The sequence below is a fragment of the Methylomusa anaerophila genome, assembly GCF_003966895.1.
GTDB classification, from domain to species: domain Bacteria; phylum Bacillota; class Negativicutes; order Sporomusales; family Sporomusaceae; genus Methylomusa; species Methylomusa anaerophila.
The window spans coordinates 3,092,456-3,111,689 of record NZ_AP018449.1 but is presented as its reverse complement, the minus strand read 5'-3'; the positions used below and the strand labels follow the sequence as shown (position 1 = coordinate 3,111,689).

The following is a 19,234-nucleotide window of genomic DNA, read 5'->3' as shown; positions in this document are numbered from 1 at the left end:
GGCATCAGCCCTTATTTAAAGTCGTTAATCATTAATCATTAATCATATCAATAGGCCGCTTCCCAAAATTGCGATAGCCTAAGTGCGGCCGTTCATAGTTGTAAGCAGCCAGCCAAACATCAAAATCCGCCTGCAACCCTTCAACAGTGTTATAGAACTTGTTTTGAAAGGCTATGAGGAAAAACTCCTTCAGAACCGTACGCTTAAACCGTTCAATAAAGCCATTGGTTTTCGGATTCCGTCCCTGCGGGCGCCGGTGTTTCACGCCGTTAAGCGCCAGGAAATTCTCATAATGCGTTTCTTTACCGTAAAACTCCCGTCCGTTGTCTGTGACAACAGCACCTACCGGAATTTTTTTCTCCCGGAAGAACGGCAGCACCTGGTTACGAAGCACAGCCACGGCGCATTTGGGCGCTCTGCCGGCATAAAGCAGCCCAAAGGCAAAGGAATTATACATATCGACCACGGCATGCAGATAAATCTGGCCTAGATCTGAGAGGGTGCCCACATAAAAAGAGTCTTGCGCCAACAATTCGCCGGGGCGGTTCACTGCCGTATAGCGCTCCTTAAAACAAGGATTATATTGTTCAATTTTCCTGACCGCTTCAGAATTAAGCGGCAACCCTTCCATTAGATACTTTTTTTCCAGTCTTAACCAACGTTGGGGCCGGGAACCCAGATTATGACAAAGCAAGATTTTTTGGATGGTGGTTGAACTGACATGAATGCCCTGTGATTTCACACAAGCTTCCAGTTTCAAACAACCCCAGTCGGGATGATCCAAACTGGCCGCGATCACTTTCGCCTCAACTGCGGGCGGTGTCCTCTGCGGGTGTGTCCTGTGAATCGGCGGCAGATTTTTCAAGCCTTCTATTCCCTGGGTTTGAAACCGCTTTTTCCATTCATAGAAACTGGTCCGGTTCATACCGGAACATCTGCAGGCTTCCGAAACATTCCCCAGAACTTCGGCCAGTTGCAGTACAGACACTCTTCGCTGAATGGCCTTCGTTACCGGGTCTTTCAGGTCCGTCTCCCGTTCTTTCATCTTCATCCTCCTATCCCCGGGTTGCTGCGGGTTTAATTGCTCTAAGGCTTGCCGCGGAACGTTCAATTCTTGATAAGCGGCGCAGATATCAGCTTGGCAAGATTGGTTGCATTTGGTTCTTCTTCAATGCAACTTAAGTGATTTCCCCTAATTTCTGTAACTTCAAATTCATCAAGACAGACTTCCCGCCAAAAATCAAGTGTCATTTCAGCGGTATCGGGTAAAATACTAAATGGCTCAAGTGCCAGCAAGAAACGGATATTCCCCATATAGGGCGGGGGTGTAAACCGGGCAGCCTTAAAGCTTTGGCGATAGACTTTATACAGGCCCTCGGCCATCTCAACCGGCATTTGCTCGCCGGTGATTTTTGCAACTGCATCGCTATAAGCTTTGAATCGTTCCCTCATACTGAGAGATGCCAGTCTTCGAAATAACTTGCCCACTTTATCCAGGCCCTCATCGCCCCCGATTGTGCACGAAGATCCTTTTGGCACACTTTTGTTGTTGCTTTCGAAGATATGTAATAACCCCCGTACCAAATCAGCGCTATCTACGCCGCCAAAACCTGCCTGTTCAAGGGTAATATGCAGATTGGGAATAAACAATAATTCAATGACCAGATCATCGTCAACATCAAAAAGCACCGGGTGACTGTCAATCAAAACCAGATCGGACACATGTAGGCCCTGCTCAACCAGACGCCTTGCAACTTCAACAGCAATAAATCCGCCCAGGCTATAGCCGATGAGCTGCATTTGCGTGTGGCCACTCGCCCACAGGCACCGGGCATAATCATCTGCAATTTGCTCAATAAGACCGGATGGTTCAAACTCGCAATACGTCTCAGGGTCCGCTACCGTAATGCCAATGACAGGTCCTATATTGTGCAATTTAAAATGCTCCAAGAGTAAATGAAAGCTGTTCATTGTACCCAGGCCGGCATGGAAAACAACCCGAAGCGGTCCTGTCCCACCCCCTCCGTAAGCAGTGACCACGGCATTACCCGACGTGCTTCGCAGTTCCGGCAAAAGCGCATCCGGCGTGCGTCCTGCCGCCTGACTGTAAAAGCGTATAAATTCCGCCAAGGCAGCGACAGTTGGATAGTTGAGCATTTGCCGGAGTAATGCATCATAAGGAATTTCTCTTGGTGAAGGATCCGCAGCACATTTTTCGCGCAGCTTCCCAGCCACTTGCGCCATAATGAGTGAATCCGCGCCATGGTCGTAAAAGCTTTGTAATCTTCCAATGCCGGGAATACCCAATGCTTCAGCCCATAGCTTGGCAAGCTGCGCTTCCAGCAGGTCTGAGCTTTTCTCATCCATTTCTATGGCGGAATTCTCTATGATCGGTTTAGGCCGCCATTTTGCCAACTCGTGCCGGTCCAGCTTGCCATTGCCGGTCAGCGGCAGGGCATCGGCAATTTGCAGCTGAGAAGGAAGCATATGAGAGGGCAGGCGTAGGGCGAGAAAATCCGTCAACTCCGGCACACTTACCGGCAACCAGTCCTCTTTAAAACGCTTTGCAAACAGATGCACGCCGAGAGAGGATAGTTTGTGGTTCGCTGCCGGTAAAGACAAAACCGGTTCATCCCCATATTCTTTTAACAGCCGCATCCATCCGTCCCGGTCAAGATAGGAAATGTCTACGCGCAAACCGTCACCCGGTTCAGTCATCATAAACGCCTGCGAAGCCAATATCCAGGCGTGTTCCTTTGTTGGTTCAGTAAATACCAGCCAACCGCCGGGACAAATTAGCTCTTTTAACCTGTTCATGCTTGCCGGAATGTCGCGGGCGTTCTCCAATACCCCGGCAGCCAGCACAATATCAAAGCTATTCGGCGCCAACCCCTGGGTCCGGTAATCCTCATCCACATCAAAAATACCGAAACGTATCCCCGGGAATTGTCCCAAAGATGATTTTGCCCCGGGGATAAAAAATGCTGTGACATCTGTAAATAAATAATCCACATTAAAGCCTTCCAGGGATTTTAACACTCTTTCCGTGGTTGCCCCCGTACCGGCTCCAATCTCCAAAATCCGCAAAGGTTTGCCTGAATGATTCCCGGCAATGCGTTTTAGGAGGGTACAAATACAATGATTGAGATAGTTGGCCATGACATGATCAAAGTACAAGGCGCGAACATGGTCGAACCTCCCCTCGGGAAAAAGCAGTGAAACCGGATCCTGTTGTCCGTTGAGCAATTGCGGCAACTTTTCCGCATTGCTTCGCACATAGGCTATGAATCCCGTTGAACTAATCTTTGCAACCCACGACGCCTCGGCCGCCTGCCAATACTCGTTTACTTCCTTCCCGTCCGGTTTCCGGGGGCAGCTAAAATGTTGAGGAGGATGTTCCAACAGCAACCCGGCTTCAGTCAACATTGCCAGCCAGCGCCTGACCAACCAGTGAAATGCAGGCACTATCTCATCTTTTTTCAGGATTTCTTCCATTGAATGGGAATGCTTTTCCGAGTGCTTTTCATCATTATCGTCGGCAAACAGCCCCGCCTTGAGTAGCGCCTGCAGCATGGAATGGAGAACGGCTTTTTCCAGGTTTGCTGCTGCCAAATCAACTTCTTCCCTGCTGAGTCCAGCAGCTTCAACATCGGCCTGTTCGTCAATACCGTTTACCAGTCTGTCAAACTCCGTTTTTTGTTCGTCTGGATTCCGCTCTTTCCTGTGGGCTGTTTCCACGACAGCAAACAACGCTTTATCATCACCGGAACCATCTACCACCACCCCGGCGGCAGCAACAGCGGGATGTTTGAGCAGCGTCGCTTCAATTTCCCCCAGTTCGATCCGATGCCCCTTGATTTTGACTTGATTATCTTCACGCCCAAGAAACTCAATTTCGCCGCCGGGCGTGTAACGGCCCAGGTCACCGGTGCGATAAAGCCGCTGCCCATCCACAGGGTGCAGGAAAAATCTCTCCTGCGTGATTTTGTTATCACCCCAATAGCCCTCAGCCAAGCCACAGCCGGTAATATACAACTCCCCGGCAACCCACACCGGACAAGCCCGCAGCTGTGCGTCCAGCACCCGGAATTCCTGGTTTGCAAGCGGCCGGCCGTAAGGAATGCTGCGCCAGTCAGCCTTAAGACCTTTATAGATGTGATAGATAGACCAAATTGATGCTTCTGTAGCTCCGCCCAGACTAATTACCTGCACGGCAGGTAAGCGCCTGACAAGCATATCCGGCAGCGTCAGGGGAATCCAGTCTCCGGAAAGCAAAGCCAAGCGCAATTGGGGTAAGGTTATTTTTTGCTCGGAGTTTAAATAGGCGACCAGCATTTGCATCAATGCCGGTACGGAATTCCATACTGTTACTTCCTGTTGGGCCATCAGCTCAGCCCAGTGCGACGGGTCGGTCAGCCTGCCGGCATTTGGATAGACTAAAGCGCCACCCACGGATAAGGGACCAAAGATGTCATAGACGGACAGATCAAAGCTTAGTTGGGCCAGCCCCAGTACTCTGTCACCCCGGTTGATGTTAAAGCGGCGATTAATATCCGCAATGGTGTTGGCAGCTGCCCGGTGGCTAATGACAACTCCCTTCGGCTGCCCTGTGGAACCCGAGGTGTAAATGATGTATGCAGGCAAGTCCGGGTTACCCCCGGCTATGGTGATATTTCCCCGATATGGCTTTAATTTGTCTGCTTCAATTATTTTTAATTTGTCCGGCCACTGCATTGGCGTTATTGAACATGTTAAGACAAAACGGACACTTGCCTGCTCCAGCATAGCCAATCGCCGCAATTCCGGCTGCTTCGTGTCAATGGGAACGTAAACGGCTCCAACTAACAAAGTCCCCAATACTGCGGCAACTTGATGAACGCATTTATCCATAACTATCGCAACCCGGTCCTGGGTTACACAACCTAACTCTTTTAATTTTTCAGCCACGGCTGCGGCCCGTTGAGCCAACTCCCTGTATGTGACATGTCCTTCACTGTCAAAAACAGCAGGGAGATCCGGGGTTGCCGTTGCTTGTGCCAGTACCTGCCGGTGCAATTGCTGGTCCGGTAAAGGAGCTTTAACAGCGTTGATTTGCTGTCGTTCTGTTAGCTGCCAGGCAGGCAAGGCTACAGCTTCATTTGTATCCCAGATTTGATCCGTCCTGGCCAGAGAACGCAGTAATTCATCAAAGGCATCAAACATATCGTCAACCATCCGGTCAGGAAAGACGCCTTCCCGCACATCCCAGTTGACCTGTAGGCCGGCTAAGCCGTCCATAGCCTGGCAGTCGATGACGACCTGGGGTGTCTGGCTGATTCCATGTCCGTTGACTTTGCCTTTTCGCTGATTGCCGGCAGTTGGTTCAACAAGACCAATCGCACTGGTAAACACTACCGGCATCAAAGCAGCTTCCCGCCCACGCCGGCGTGCTATTTCCCGCAAGACTTCCACCCCGGAAAACAGGCGATGGTCCAAATCTTCAAACAACTGTTTTTGTAAGGTCCTGGCCTGTTCACTGAACGAATACTCCTCGCACCAGTCTACAGCCAGCAAATTGACAGATGTAAAATCGCCGACAATATCATTGACCTGGGCATGCAAAGGCAACCGGTTCAGTAAAGTCAGATTCAGACAAAACTTTTCGTTCCGGCTCCATCTCTTGATAACAGCGGCATAAGCAGTCATCACTACGGCGGTTGGGGTTAAACCCAGTTTTTGAGCGCGTTGTTTAAGGCCCTCCCAGGTATGATTGTCCAGTTGCAGGAAACGACGGCGGAAGCGAGCCGTTCCGGAATTATCCTGTTGTCCGGCCAGAGGCAGGTCTGGCGCTGAAGGTAAGGTATCAACCCGCCGCAGCCAATAATCTTTATCCCGGGAATAAGTGGCCGTCTCCCGCAAGCGGCTTTCAGCCAGCAGATAATCGCGGAAACTTAAATCAAGGTCAGGCAATTGCCGCCCCGGCTCTTCGTACAGTGCCTCAAATTCTGACAAAAGCAACCAAATACTCGCCCAATCGGCAATAAGAAAATCCATGGAAAAATGTAAGACAGCCCGCTTATGGGCTTTGGTTACACCAATATCGAATAACGGCCAATGATCCGTATTATAAAGGCGATGCCCCATTTCCTCCCGAATTTCCGCAAGCTTGGCTTCTGCTTTCTGTTCTTCCCAGCCGCTTGTGTCGGTGTAAGCCACCTTCAGTTGCGGTACGCTCTGCCTGACACGCTGGCATCCTTTTTGATCAATAGTTGTCCTAAGCATATCGTGGCGCAATATGAGCCGGTTCCAGACCGCCTCGGTCCGTTTGGGGTCGAGCTCCGGATAGTTTAGTTCCAGATAAATGTGGCAGGATAAGCCGCCATAGCCAAATAAGTTATGACGCCCCAACAAATAAGCGGACTGTATATCGGTGAGCGGGAAAGGTTCAAAGCGGGACTCTGGATCGGGTGTGACTGTCACCGGTTTGGATTCAGCCTGCAATAAATCCAAGATATCCGTTTTGTTATCCTTTAGGGCCTGTAAATCATTGTCCTTAAGCCTTCCTTTCGGCGCTTTGTAACACAGTTGCCCATTCTGTTCCCATAAAAAAACTCCTTCGCGGCGAAAACGCGCCAACAACTGATTAGGATTGGTTTTCGTGTTTTGTGACATAATTTACACTCCCTTCCGCACTACAAATAGTTTTTGTCCAAGAGGAGCGAGCGGATGTCCCTCATCAGGCAGTGCTGCAACTTCTTGTCCACCTGCCTGATGAAATACAGCCAGCCACTGTTTCACAGACATAAAGGTTGTTTTAGTATTTTTCCTGTCATCTTCAGGACGGGTCATCATAAAAGCTTGTGAAATTATCATTTCCAGGAATTCCCGCGTCGGCTCCGTTATTAACATCCACCCTCCGGGGACGAGACTCTGCATGAGACCTTGTACCGTCTTATCCGTGTCCCGGGCATTGTTAAGCATACCCGCCGCAATCACGATATCTGTACTTGCGGGTTTCACACCCTGCTCTATAAGGTTTTTGTCTATATCAACAATTTGAAAACGCATCCAGGGACAATCTTTGAAACGCTCACGCGCTTGTGCCAGAAAAAAATTAGAGATATCCGTAAACAAATAATCCGGCTTTAGCCGCTCGGAAACAGCAGTTTTTAATCTGTGAACCACCGCATCGGTAGTTGCCCCTGTTCCTGCACCTATCTCTAAGATACGCAGGGAATCTTCCGGTGAAGCATTTGATGAAGCCTGCTTGCCGGCGGCAATACGAATAACTGCTTCTGCTGCCGACTTATTCAGGTACCGCGCCATGACCGTGTCACGATAGAGAGAATTGGCGACGTCCATGCGGCCCTCAGGAAATAATATCAATGCCGCCTGCTGTTTGTCGCTGATTAACTGCGGGAGTTGTTCAGCATTGGCTATGAGATAGTCGATAATCCGCTGAGAACCCAGTTTACCGTTCCATGCTTCTTTTACCAACTCCCAACATTGGTGTACCCTCGCCAGCGTAATCAGATCAGTACAGAGAAAATCTCTCCCGTGTTTAGTAAGATAGCCGCGTTCGGCAAGTATCTGCAGCCAGCGCAAAATTAAGGGTTGATGACGGGGCGCCACCTTCGGGGCGGAGAGAATTTCAGCCTCGCTATATTCCCGTCCCGTCACTGTCAGTGTCCCCTGTGCCTGCAGCGCAAATAACATGGAAGACAAAGCCGCTTCATCCAGCCGTTCCACACACGCCTTCACTTGCCCGGCATCAATACCTTGAACCTCATCTTCGGCATACTCTGTGCAGGCAAAAACAGCGCTTCCCGTCTTTGGCCGAGATACTTGGCCGGAATACTCTTCCGAATCTTCGGCAATTTTTGCCGCCGCTTCTTTTAAAATATTTACCGCTAATGGTTGATGACCGCGGCTTGTCCGCAAAACCGGATATCCCAGTGCATTGGTCAATTCCTGCCACTGGCGGGAGCACAAAAGCTCTTGCTGCGCTCTCGTATCCATCACGGCATTTCCCTGAATCATTCCTCTCATCGCCGTTAGGTCGCGTCCAATGGCCCGCGGCCATTGCTCCATAAGAATTTCTTTATAGCTGATGGGGACCGCTGTTCCCAGTATATAGGCGCTGTTTTCAAGTAAGTGGACGGGTGTTGCCGTTGAAAGTCCGCCCGGAATGTCATCCTGAACGGGAACGTGCAAGCGAGGCTGCCAGATTACAGGGCCATGGGTATCTGTAAGGGATAAGCTGCCTCCCTCAACACCAATAGTTAAGCGGTGCAACAAATGAAGGTGGTTGTCTGCATCGGCCGGGTCGACTTCATTGTGGGCCCGCAATGTAATGGGAATTCTTCCTATCGTTCCGGTCAACACTTGAAACGGCCCCTCATCTTTAATCACATTGCTGATTCTCCAGGGACGAATAGCCGGTAATGCTTCCAACAGAATATGCATCATGGGAAAAGAAACCTGAGTGGCGCAGGCCGCATCAATGTAAAGGGCAGCTTGTTGTTCCAGCATAACCCGGGCGCAGGCGATAAAACGGCGCACAGCAGGCAAATGAACGTATAAATCCCCGGTCAGGAAATGTACTCCATTTTGCCGTGCCGTTCGCAGACAAACGGCCAAATCCTTGTGATGGACCGGCTGCTCTTGCATTACGTGAATTCCGCGGGCCAGCAGCTTTAGCGACAACTGGGTGCCGTCGCCGCCCATGACGCCGGATCGCAGTACTACGCAGGCAAAGTCGATGTTATCGGGAAGCTGGTCGACCTCTGTGTATAGATTAATTCCGTAGCGCTGGGCGCATTTTTTTGAACGTTCACTGCCTTTTGCCAATAAGCCCGCCACCTCAAACTGTTGCGGCAGCAATTTTAAGGCTTCAAGATAAAACTGTCCAAACCTGGAACCGCACACCACAGTCCGCAATCCCCTGTTCTCCTTCATATTTCACCCTCTTCCGCCCCGTGAAAAATGTATGCTCAAACCAACATTCCGCTCCGATAACAGCTCTAGCAATTGGGCAGCGTTTACGCCTTCTGTCAAAAAGAAACAGCCGGCTCTTTCCCTATTCCCTTCCGCAACCAGCCTGGCAGCATTTGCCGCAACGATGCCGGATAAAGTGTTCCAGTCGTTTTTATACAGGAGGTTGGAAACTAATTCTAAATATTTACCGTTTTTGTTCCCTGTGGCAATCAGATGAAGCATGGTGAAATCACCGGCTTCTTTTTTCTTTTCAGCGTATTGTTCCACCAGAATTTTTGCCGACGCTTTTTTCTGCTCTTCGGTTTTATATTGCGCCAAAGCTTTAATCATGACAAATTTGTTCAATACGGACTTGTTGGGGTAGGTGTTATAAAAATAGGCCGATTTGATTTTATATCGCGCTGCTATTTGTTTGAATTCCGGGTTTAAAACCGGATACGCGTCAACTTTGCCGGCAGGGGAAGGCAGTTCGTAGCTGCTATGGAATGCACCTTCTATTTTTTGAGCCGCACCATTTTTGCAATAGGTCATTCCCAGGCCGGTATCTTCTTCAATACTGCATACAATGTCGTAAGCCGCATTCAGCGAAAATCCGCCTTGCCCGGCAAAAAATACTGCCAGCAAATCGATTTCATCAAAATATGTTTCAGCGACGTAAGCGGGGACCACCTCAGATAAACCGGGATATACCCCGGCAGAGACAATAAACAGCAGTTTTTTCTCCGCTATTTCCTGATTTCTCTTCCGCAATTGTTTGTATAGATGGATGTCGCCCGCAACATCAACGTAATGAACACCCTGGTCAATCGCTGCCGCTGCAACCCTGTCTAAAATTTGTTTGGCAGGTCCCGCACAATTTATGACTAAATCGCATTTACTGCAAAAGTAATAAAGCTGGTCCCTGTTGTAAATATCTGCATGCAGGCAGTCGCCCCTTGATTCCATCGCCGGGAAAATGCTGCGGAGTTTTTCCGGCTCCCGGCCGCCAAGCATAATATTGTGGTCGGTAAAAGCGAGAAGCGTTTTAACCGCTTCTCTGCCCACATATCCGGTGGCTCCCATGATCCCAATGGTTTTCTTAGCCAAATTCATATCGCTATATCATTCCCTCCTCATAATGCTCTGCCAATTCTGCTGCTGCCGGCACACCTGCCTCGATTATCCGTGCAAGCAGATCAACGCTGGGTGCTTCGAAAAGATTCTGCAAAGTCAGATCCGCCTGGTATCGCTCCTTCAGAAGACTGATGCATTGAATCGCCCGCAAAGAATCTCCTCCCAATTCAAAGAAACCGTCGTGGATTCCCACATTTTTACAACCAAGCACCTCTTTCCAGACATTTGCTACTTTTACTTGCGCCTCAGTGAAAGGGGCAACGTACGCCTTTTTGGGCAAGCTCTCTTTTTCTCTGCCGAGCTCGGCAAGTGCTTTCCGGTCTACTTTCCCATTGGCTGAAAGAGGCAGTTCAGCCAGCAACACATAGGTTGCGGGCACCATGTACTCAGGCAGCTTTCGCCCCATTGCCGCGGCCAAATTAGCAGGTTTGAATACCCTGACCGCTTCAGGCGCCTGGGCTACCAGCAAGTGCTGGCCGAATGCATCTGCGGCCTGCCCGCCTTCCGGAAAAACCATAACCCTGGAAAATCCCGTCTTGTCTAAAATATCGCCCCATTTTTCCGCGGTAATTAAGAGAAGATAATCCGTTTTCCTCTCATCTTCAAGATGGCTGAATCCATCCTCGAAAAACCCTACGGTGGTCAGCATCAAGCGCCTGTTGCGGGTTGCTTCGGTGAAGAAAAGAAACCCTCCGGGTACCAGCATTTCTTGCAAGTACGCCAATGTCGTTTCAATGTTTCGGGTACGGTGCAGAGTATTGTCCGCAACAATCACATGGAAAGAATGCGGCTCATATCCCTGCCGGAGCGGCGTTTTGTTCATATCAAACAGACCGTATTCCAAAGGAGCCCCTGCCCCCAGTTTTTGCCTTGCTCTGTCTGTAAAGAAAGAGGACTCATCGGTATAAAGGTACTTGCCCCGGCCGGCAGGCAAGAGAGACACAAGGGTCCCCGTCAGGCTTCCCGCCCTCGTTCCGATTTCCAGCACCCGCACCTCTTTATCCGCCGGATAAGAATTCACAATAGCGCCGAACACCTCGCGGGCAAGGTCGGTGTAATACTCCCGGGCAAGATTAAACCGGCTCAATGCTTCGGGTGTCAAAAAGGAATCTTCCCGCAGAAAAAGTTCGATTGGATCAATATCACCTTGAAGCAGACCCGTATAGGAAGAACCATCGCGTTGGAAAAATGCGTCAAGCGCCAATGCCTCTTTCGCTGCGCTTGGCGGCAATTTTAGCTTACCCGCCTGAAGAATATCCGGCTGTTCTTCCTGGAAAGAACGGCTGTTCCGATAAATACCGGCTTCGTTTCTTTTCAGTACCCCTTCCTCTACAAGTACATTCAGCCAATGGAAAATCAAGGTCTGGTAGCGGGGATGTATCTTAAACCGGCGCATCAGCCCATCAAGGGAATAGCCTTCGCTTTCGTCCGAAAAAATGCCCATATTATCCAACGTATTGTAAATGAATGCATAACTCAAACGATCTGCATAATCCATAAAAGCTGAAATCGCCTCAATATCAAGGGAATGCGGGATTTGCGGCGCTTGTAGCTGACCTGCGCTCCGGACTGCCTGCCAACGTGATGCGCAGACGGCAGGCTTTGCATACTCGGTTTCAAACAGACCGGCTCCCTTTTCACGGTCAAGAACCACGTAGCCCACTAGGCGCTTTTCCTCGTGCGATTGACCGGCAACGGCAACCGCGGCATCTTTTATCCCGTCCTGACGCTTCAGTAGAGCCTCGATCTCGCCCAGTTCAATCCGGTGGCCGCTGATTTTTACCTGGAAGTCTTCCCGTCCCAGGAACTCTATATTGCCATCCGGCCAATATCGTCCTAAATCACCTGTGCAATAGAGACGTTCCCCTGTGCGGGGATGATGGGTAAACTTATCTCTGGTCTTTTCCTCATCATGCCAGTAGCCTTTGGCAAGACCAATTCCGCCAATGTAAAGCTGACCCGGCACCCAGACGGGACAATCCGCCATAAGTTCGTTAAGTACATAATAGCGCTGATTGGTCAGCGGACGACCATAAGGAATACTCTTCCAGTCGGGATCAATTTCCCGGATCGGATACAGGTTGGACCAGATGGATGCCTCGGTGGCCCCGCCCAAACCGATCACCCGGGCACCGGGAAAATAAGCCTTAACCTTGTCCGGCAGATCCAAAGGTATCCAGTCACCGCTGAGCAATACCAAACGAAGGGATTGCGGCATTGTTTGACCGCTGCCGGCAGCATATTCCAAAAGCATTTGCAGCAATGCCGGAACCGTATTCCACACCGTGACTTGCTCTTGCTTCATCAATTCAAGCCAATGGAAAGGCTCTTTGGTTTTGTCGGCTTCGGGCATGATTATGGTTGCACCGGCTGCAAGAATGCCGAAAATGTCATATACCGAAAGATCAAAATTCAAGTTGGCAAGAGCCAGTACCCGGTCTTCCGGCCCCACGGAAAAACGCCGGTTCACGTCTAAAATGGTGTTGACGGCCCCCCGGTGGTCGATCATGACTCCTTTGGGGCAACCCGTCGACCCCGAGGTGTAAATAACGTAGGCCAAATCTTCCGGCTTCCCCGCAAACCCCGGCGAAGTGAGTTCCTTGTCCCCCGGCTTCATCTGATCAATCAGCAACAGCTCAACACCTTCAGGCCAGTTCAGTCTCCCTGCCAACCAGGACTGGGTGAGAACCATACGGATATCCCCATCACGCAGAAGCTGACGGCGTCTTTCATCAGGATTGGCCGGATCTATGGGCAGATAGGCAGCCCCGGACTTAAGAACCCCCAGTACCGCCACAACCTGTTCCCAACCTTTTTCCATTACCACTGCCACCAGTGTATTGGGCCGGGCGCCCTTTTCCCGCAAGAGATTTCCCACAGCATTGGAACGGCAGGACAGTTCCTCATAGGTCAAGGTACGACCGTAAGAAATGGCTGCCGGATAATTCGCCTGACAGGCAACCTGCTTTTCAAATAAGCTGGTTAGCGTTTCCAAAGATACAGGCCCATCCGTCCGGTTAGCCTCCATTCTTTTTTCCAGCCGGGGAACAGAAACAAGGCTGGGCGCTGTTTCCCGCCACGCTGTTTCTTCGCCGGCCAGACGCTGCAAGAGATTGCAATAGGCTGCAAACATGTCGGCAAGAAGGCCCTCCGGGAAAAGCCCCGCTACCGCGTCCCAAATCAGGAGCAATTCCCCCTCTTGTTCCACCACTTGATGATCCAACCAGACTTGCGGCGTTTGTGTAATGTTGTAGACGAGTTTTCCCGGCCACTTTTTGCCGGAATCCTCACCGCCCCACTGGTCGACACCCAGTGCGCTCGTAAAGACAACCGGCATCGCCGTCCCCTGATGCTCCCCGCGTTTTTTCGCTAATTCACGCTGTACTTGTATACCGCCAACATAGGAGTGATCCAAATCCCGCCAGAGTTGTTGCTGCAGGTTACGCCCCCGTTCAAGGAATGTCCTGCCGGATGAATTGTCCACAGCCAGCAAGGTCAACGATGTGAAATCGCCGATGATGTCATTTACTTGCGGGTGCAAGGGCAGCCGGTTAAATTGGGTCAGGTTGATGGTGAACCTTGGGCACTTGCTCCAAACACCGAGTACTTCGGCATACGCGGCCAGCAGTATTCCGGAAGGCGTCAGTCCCGCCTCGGCCGAGCGCTTCCTGAGTTCTTGCCAGGTTTCACGATTTAGCCTGGCATCTAAACGGCTGAACCGTTGCCGGGAAACAGAATCTGGATTTTGCGCCAGAGGCAGTTCCGGCGCCGGCGGTAAGGCGGGAAGACGGTTAAACCAATATTCCCGGGCACGTTGATATACTTCTGATTCTTTGAGCCGTTCCAAAGCCAAAACATAATCGCGGAATGACAAGTCAAAAGAAGGCAGGGAACCGTCAAGATCATGATAGAGCCGGGTCCATTCACTAAGAAGGTGAAACATGCTCCAGCCGTCAAGAAACAAATTATCAAAGCCAATATGAAGCCGGACACGGTTTTCGCCAAAACGGGATGCCCGCACATCAAACAAGGGCCACTTGTCAGCAGCGAGAACCTGGTGAGACATTTCTTCCCGTATATTTTTCAACCCAACCTCGGCAGCTTCCGCCCCTTTTCCCCGTAAATCTAGGATTTTGATGCGGTAGGGAGGAACCTGTTCCAGAATTTTCTGATGCTGACCGTCGGGCAAAACCACAGCCCGCAGCATGCCGTGATGGTCAATCAGGCGTTGCCAGGCTCTATTGAGCCGTTCAATATCCAAATCAACCCCTTCGATCTCAAAGTAGCAATGGGTGGCTACGTTTCCCAATGAATAGACGCCGCTCCGGCCAACCCAGTATGCTTGCTGAATATCGGTCAAAGGAAAGGGAAGGTGCCACTGATCCGGAACCGGAATGATTTGCGGCAAGGGGGCAACGGAATCGGAATTTTCTATCTTTTGTTCCGTAAGCGCCTGCACACATTTAGCCAGTTCAGCAATGGTCGGCCTTTCAAATATGGTCCCCAAAGATAGTTCGACATCAAGCTTATTGCGCACCATGGCGCTCAGCCTGGTCGCAAGTAACGAATCACCCCCCAGTTGAAAAAAGTTGTCTGTAATATCGATCTGCTCAATCGCAAGAATTTGGCTCCAGATAGCCGCAAGGGATCGTTCAACCGGCGTCCGGGGAGTTGTAAAAACCTTTTCCGGATTCGCCTTTTTAAGGTTATCCGGCGTCGGCAGTGCCTGCCGGTTCACCTTGCCGTTAGCGGTAAGCGGCAGTTCGTTCAGGGGTAGCAAAATAGAAGGAACCATGTAATCGGGCAGCTTTTGACGCAAAAATCCGAACAGTTTTTCCGGGTTGAAGCGTTGGATATTCTGCGGCGCCTGAGCTACTATGACATGCTGTCCGAAAATATTTGCCGGCTCGCCCTGCCCGGGGAAGATCGCAACTTCAGCAAAATTTCTTGACTGCAAAATGTTCTGCCATTTTTCCACGGAAAGAAGCGGCGAGTGTTCCTCCTGTCTTTCATCTTCAAAACGCGTAAAGCCTTCCTCAAGGAAACCCGTGCTGATTTGTTGCAAACGGCTGTTACGGGTCATCTCCAGCAACAACAGCAAGCCGCCGGGGGCCAGGAGAGACCGCATATGCGTCAGGGTGGTTTCGATATTCCGGGCCCGGTGCAAGGAATTTGCCGCAATAATTACATCATAGCTATGGGCCTCATATCCCTGAATTTGCGGATCTTGATCCATATCCAACACCTGGTATTGAACGAAGGAATAATTCTTGAATTTGTTTTTAGCAGTATTGGTAAAGAAGGCGGAATGGTCAGTGCAAGTATAAATTGCCTCGTCCGGCGTTAGTAAAGACAACAAAGATTTGGTCAGATTGCCGCAGCGGGCACCTATTTCCAGCACCCGTACCGGTCCAGCTCCGGATGGATTTTGAACGACGGTTTCCATGATTTTTCCGGCAATACTGTTTGTGTAATCCGTCCCGGGAAGGGTCTGCATAAGATCGTCGGGAGACAGGCAAAGCTCCTCGGAAAAGAAAAGTTCCAGGGGGTCAATATGACCTTGCAACAGGCCGGCGTTATATTGGCCGATCTGATGCAAATAGCGCCAAAGACCACGGGTATGTTTTTCCCATGCCGGATATGCCCTGTTTTCTTTTATAGTTTCGGATAGTTCTGCCGGTAAAGTCCGGGTGTTGCTAAAGGCGCCCGTTTCGTCCATTTTTAATAATCCTTTGTCCGCCAGTATTCTCAGCCACTGTTGCACCAACGCGCGGTAACGGGGTTGAATTCCGCAATGATACATCAAACTTTCAAGCGTGTATTTCTCATCCGGCGTAAGAAAAGCGCCTACTTCTCCCAGGGCACGGCAAATATAATGAATACTCAAATACTCCGTATACTCCCAAAAAACAGGGAAATCTTCGGGTTTGATCTCCGGGGGCAAAGCCTGCCGCGTCTGCGCGCGTCCCGCATTTACCAAAGCGTTCCAAAGCGCTTTGGGTTTTTCCGCTTCAGCGCTTTCCCTTTCAAAAAGTGACGATCCGTTTTCCCGGCCAGGAACCACATAGCCTGCAAGATGCTTATTTCCCTGAAGATCACCTACTGCTATGACCGCGGCATCACGTACATCCGGATGCTGCTTCAATGCCGTTTCAATCTCGCCCAACTCAATCCGGTGACCCCGGATTTTGACCTGGAAATCCTCACGCCCTAAAAATTCAATATTTCCGTCCGGCCAATATCGCCCCCGGTCGCCGGTTCGATACCAACGGCAACCCTGCCAGCTTACAAAACGTTCCGCAGTAAGTTCGGGATCTCCCCGATATCCTTGCGCCACGCCGGCCCCGCCAATCCATAATTCTCCGGCTACCCAGTCGGGGCAATCCCTCCCCTTGCCATCCACCACCCGGTACGCCTGGTTGGTCAATGGACGACCATAGGGAATGGAGGTCCAATGCCCAGGCAGCGGTAAGCTGACATCAAAAAAATTGGACCAGATGGAAGCCTCTGTGGCTCCCCCCATTGCAACCAGATGGCAATGCTCCGCCGCCCTTTTCAGCCGTGACGGCAAATCCAAGCCAATCCAGTCGCCGGAAAGCATTGCCAGACGCAGCGGCAAGTTGTTTTGCCGCTGGCTTGCCGCCGCTACCAGCAACATATCAAGTAAAACGGGCACTGAATTCCATACGGTGACCTGATACTTGTCCAGCAGGTTCAACCAGTGGGCGGCATCACGGCGCGCATCCTCCGCAATCAACACCAGTGAGCCTCCCACGCTCAGCAACCCGAATATGTCATAGACGGAAAGATCGAAATCCAGGGACGAAACAGCTAAAATCCGGTCGGCTGCGCCGACCTTATAGCGCCGGTTGATATCAAAAATTGTATTCCACGCCCCGTAATGGCTAATTTCAACCCCTTTAGGTTCTCCTGTGGAACCGGAAGTAAATATTATGTAGGCCAAACGCGCCGGCGATATTGCAACGGGAGCAGCCAGGGGAGGGTTGTCCGCTGCTGCGGCGATATTAAGTACGACGGTAGCGGCAGGCCACTCAATGGTTTGCGCTTGTTCATGATCGGTAAGTACATAACGAATTGCTGCTTTTTTATGAATACGGTCGCGACGGGCATACGGCTGCCCGATGCTGACCGGCACATAGCAAGCCCCCATTGCCAATATGCCAAGGACCGCGGCAATTTGTCCTATTCCCCGCGGCAGGGTGACGGCGACAGGATCGCCTTCCTTTATGCCTTTTTCCTTGAGGAATGCCGCCACCCGCAAGGCGTACCGGGATAGTTCGCCGTAGGAAAAATACGTATGGGAACGACTATCGACCAGTGCGGTTTCTTGCGGACTCCTGGCGGCCAAATCAAAAAATAAGGTATGCAGGCACTGGCTTGATTGCGGCCTGGACCATTCAACATCCCTGTCCCGTCTTTGCTGTTCCAAACCGGGAAAAATATCCGGCGAAGCTTGCCAGTCATTGTTATCCGCCACCAACCAGTTAATAAGCCGGGTATATGCGGCAAACATTTGATCAATCAAACCTTCGGGAAACAATTGATCAACGGCATCCCACGCCAATAAAAGGCCGCCATCCATTTCATATGTCTGAAAATCAAGCCATACCTGAGGCGTCTGTGAGATCATAAAGGAAAGTTTGCCCAGGGTTTCGCGGCATTCAGCATTGATGAGCGGGGTGCCTAAATTGCACGCGAAAACGACAGGCGCAAAATCCCGTTCCCCCTGGCGGACACGGGCCATATCGCGTTGCAGTTGTATGCCGGAATAAGCCGCATTGGCCACATCCGTATGAAACTGGGCCTGAATGCTTCGTACCCGGTCCAAAAACGATTGCCGGGAACTGCAGTCAACAGTGAGCAAAAGCAAGTTTGTAAAATCAGCAACAACATTTTCAATATTTTCAATATCTTTAATGCCGGCTTCCCCGGTTTGACGGTCAAACAACGGCATATTAATGAGGAATCGCGAATTTGTGCTCCAGCGGTCAAGGATTTCCGCATAAGCGGTTAAAAGCACCATGGCCGGCGTGACTTGACAAGCCGCGGCTCGTTTTTGCAAAAGAGTCCAAGCCGCTTCTTTTACGAAATAAGTTCTTCTCTTAAAAACAGGAGTCTTGATTGTTTCCGGCTTTTCCCTTAACGGTAATCCAGGGGCCGCGGGCAGAGTCGCCAAACGCTGCCTCCAATATTCGGCGGCTCTTTTTTGGTCTGAAACCCGGCGTTGCCCTTCTTGTTTTAAATAGCCGGCAAAACTCCAGTTGACCGGTGCCGCGGGCCGGCAGCCACGGGCATAGGCGGCAGCCAAATCCCGTAAAATAATCTGCAGGCTTTGCACGTCCGCTACCAGCAGATCAATATCAAAATGAATACGCGTATGCCCCCCTGGCCGTAAACTAAGTTCAAGGCCGGCAACCTCTCCCTGTTCCACGGCTAAACGGCGATGGGACAGGCGGTCGCGTATACGCTTTAGTTCCAATGTGAGTTCGTCCTCCGGATAAAGACGCAAGTCATGTACCAATAGCGCTTTGGTAAAAGGCTCATTCAGTACTTCTTGCTGCCCATCAGCCAGGAATCTTGCCCGGAGCATGGAATGATGCATCAGTAATTGTTCCCAGGCTGATTCCAGACGCTCCGACTTAACATCCCTGCCGTCTATCTCCAGGTAAGCGTGACATCCTACTCCGCCGAGGGGCTGATCGTCCCGTCGTCCAATCCAGTATGCATATTGGACATCCGTAAGCGGAAAGGGTCCATTCACAGCCTCATGCCCTTCATTCACTTTTTCGTACGCATGAGCTGCCGAAAGCGCCGTGTCATCTTTTTTCAGTAAAGACCACCAGTCGCTCAGACGGGGTGCGGCAATCAATTCGGCAAACGTAACTGCCGCTCCTCGCCGCCGCCACTTGTTTACCATCCTCATAATCCGTAATGAATCCAAGCCTAATTCGATCAAGTTATGATCATCATCAAACTTTACAGGCGCGGGCAGCATGGCCGTAATCTCCATCCTTACCTCTTCATAGCTCAATGGAGATATATTAAACGAAGATTTTTTGCTGTCTGGCTGATTTTTCATCCCCTAACTCCTCTCCCTTAATATTGGCCTTGTCTTTGCCTCCGT

5 protein-coding genes are annotated in these 19,234 nt (G+C 50.8%); all 5 read right to left on the bottom strand.

Going from position 1 to position 19,234, the window contains the following annotated elements; all coding sequences use genetic code 11:
- Nucleotides 1-31: 31 nt before the first annotated feature.
- Nucleotides 32-1,045 (bottom strand): helix-turn-helix domain-containing protein, encoded by a 1,014-nt coding sequence (locus MAMMFC1_RS13925; RefSeq protein WP_232035462.1) that lies wholly within the window; start codon nucleotides 1,043-1,045, stop codon nucleotides 32-34.
- Between the two features lie 62 nt (nucleotides 1,046-1,107).
- The gene (locus MAMMFC1_RS13920; protein WP_126309081.1) at nucleotides 1,108-6,651 is read right to left on the bottom strand and encodes a non-ribosomal peptide synthetase; all 5,544 of its coding nucleotides are present in this window, start codon (nucleotides 6,649-6,651) and stop codon (nucleotides 1,108-1,110) included.
- A gap of 3 nt (nucleotides 6,652-6,654) precedes the next feature.
- Entirely contained in the window at nucleotides 6,655-8,937 is a 2,283-nt protein-coding gene (locus MAMMFC1_RS13915; RefSeq protein ID WP_126309080.1) for a bifunctional Gfo/Idh/MocA family oxidoreductase/class I SAM-dependent methyltransferase, read from the bottom strand.
- A 3-nt stretch (nucleotides 8,938-8,940) separates the two neighbouring features.
- Nucleotides 8,941-10,068 (bottom strand): saccharopine dehydrogenase family protein, encoded by a 1,128-nt coding sequence (locus MAMMFC1_RS13910; RefSeq protein WP_197723818.1) that lies wholly within the window; start codon nucleotides 10,066-10,068, stop codon nucleotides 8,941-8,943.
- Between the two features lie 4 nt (nucleotides 10,069-10,072).
- The gene (locus MAMMFC1_RS13905; protein WP_126309079.1) at nucleotides 10,073-19,189 is read right to left on the bottom strand and encodes a non-ribosomal peptide synthetase; all 9,117 of its coding nucleotides are present in this window, start codon (nucleotides 19,187-19,189) and stop codon (nucleotides 10,073-10,075) included.
- Nucleotides 19,190-19,234: the final 45 nt, after the last annotated feature.

Bases quoted from the DNA above. Each gene is read 5' to 3' on its own strand.
- MAMMFC1_RS13915 (WP_126309080.1), bottom strand. From the start codon at position 8,937: ATGAAGGAGAACAGGGGATTGCGGACTGTGGTGTGCGGTTCCAGGTTT.
- MAMMFC1_RS13910 (WP_197723818.1), bottom strand. From the start codon at position 10,068: ATGAATTTGGCTAAGAAAACCATTGGGATCATGGGAGCCACCGGATAT.
- MAMMFC1_RS13925 (WP_232035462.1), bottom strand. From the start codon at position 1,045: ATGAAAGAACGGGAGACGGACCTGAAAGACCCGGTAACGAAGGCCATT.
- MAMMFC1_RS13905 (WP_126309079.1), bottom strand. From the start codon at position 19,189: ATGAAAAATCAGCCAGACAGCAAAAAATCTTCGTTTAATATATCTCCA.
- MAMMFC1_RS13920 (WP_126309081.1), bottom strand. From the start codon at position 6,651: ATGTCACAAAACACGAAAACCAATCCTAATCAGTTGTTGGCGCGTTTT.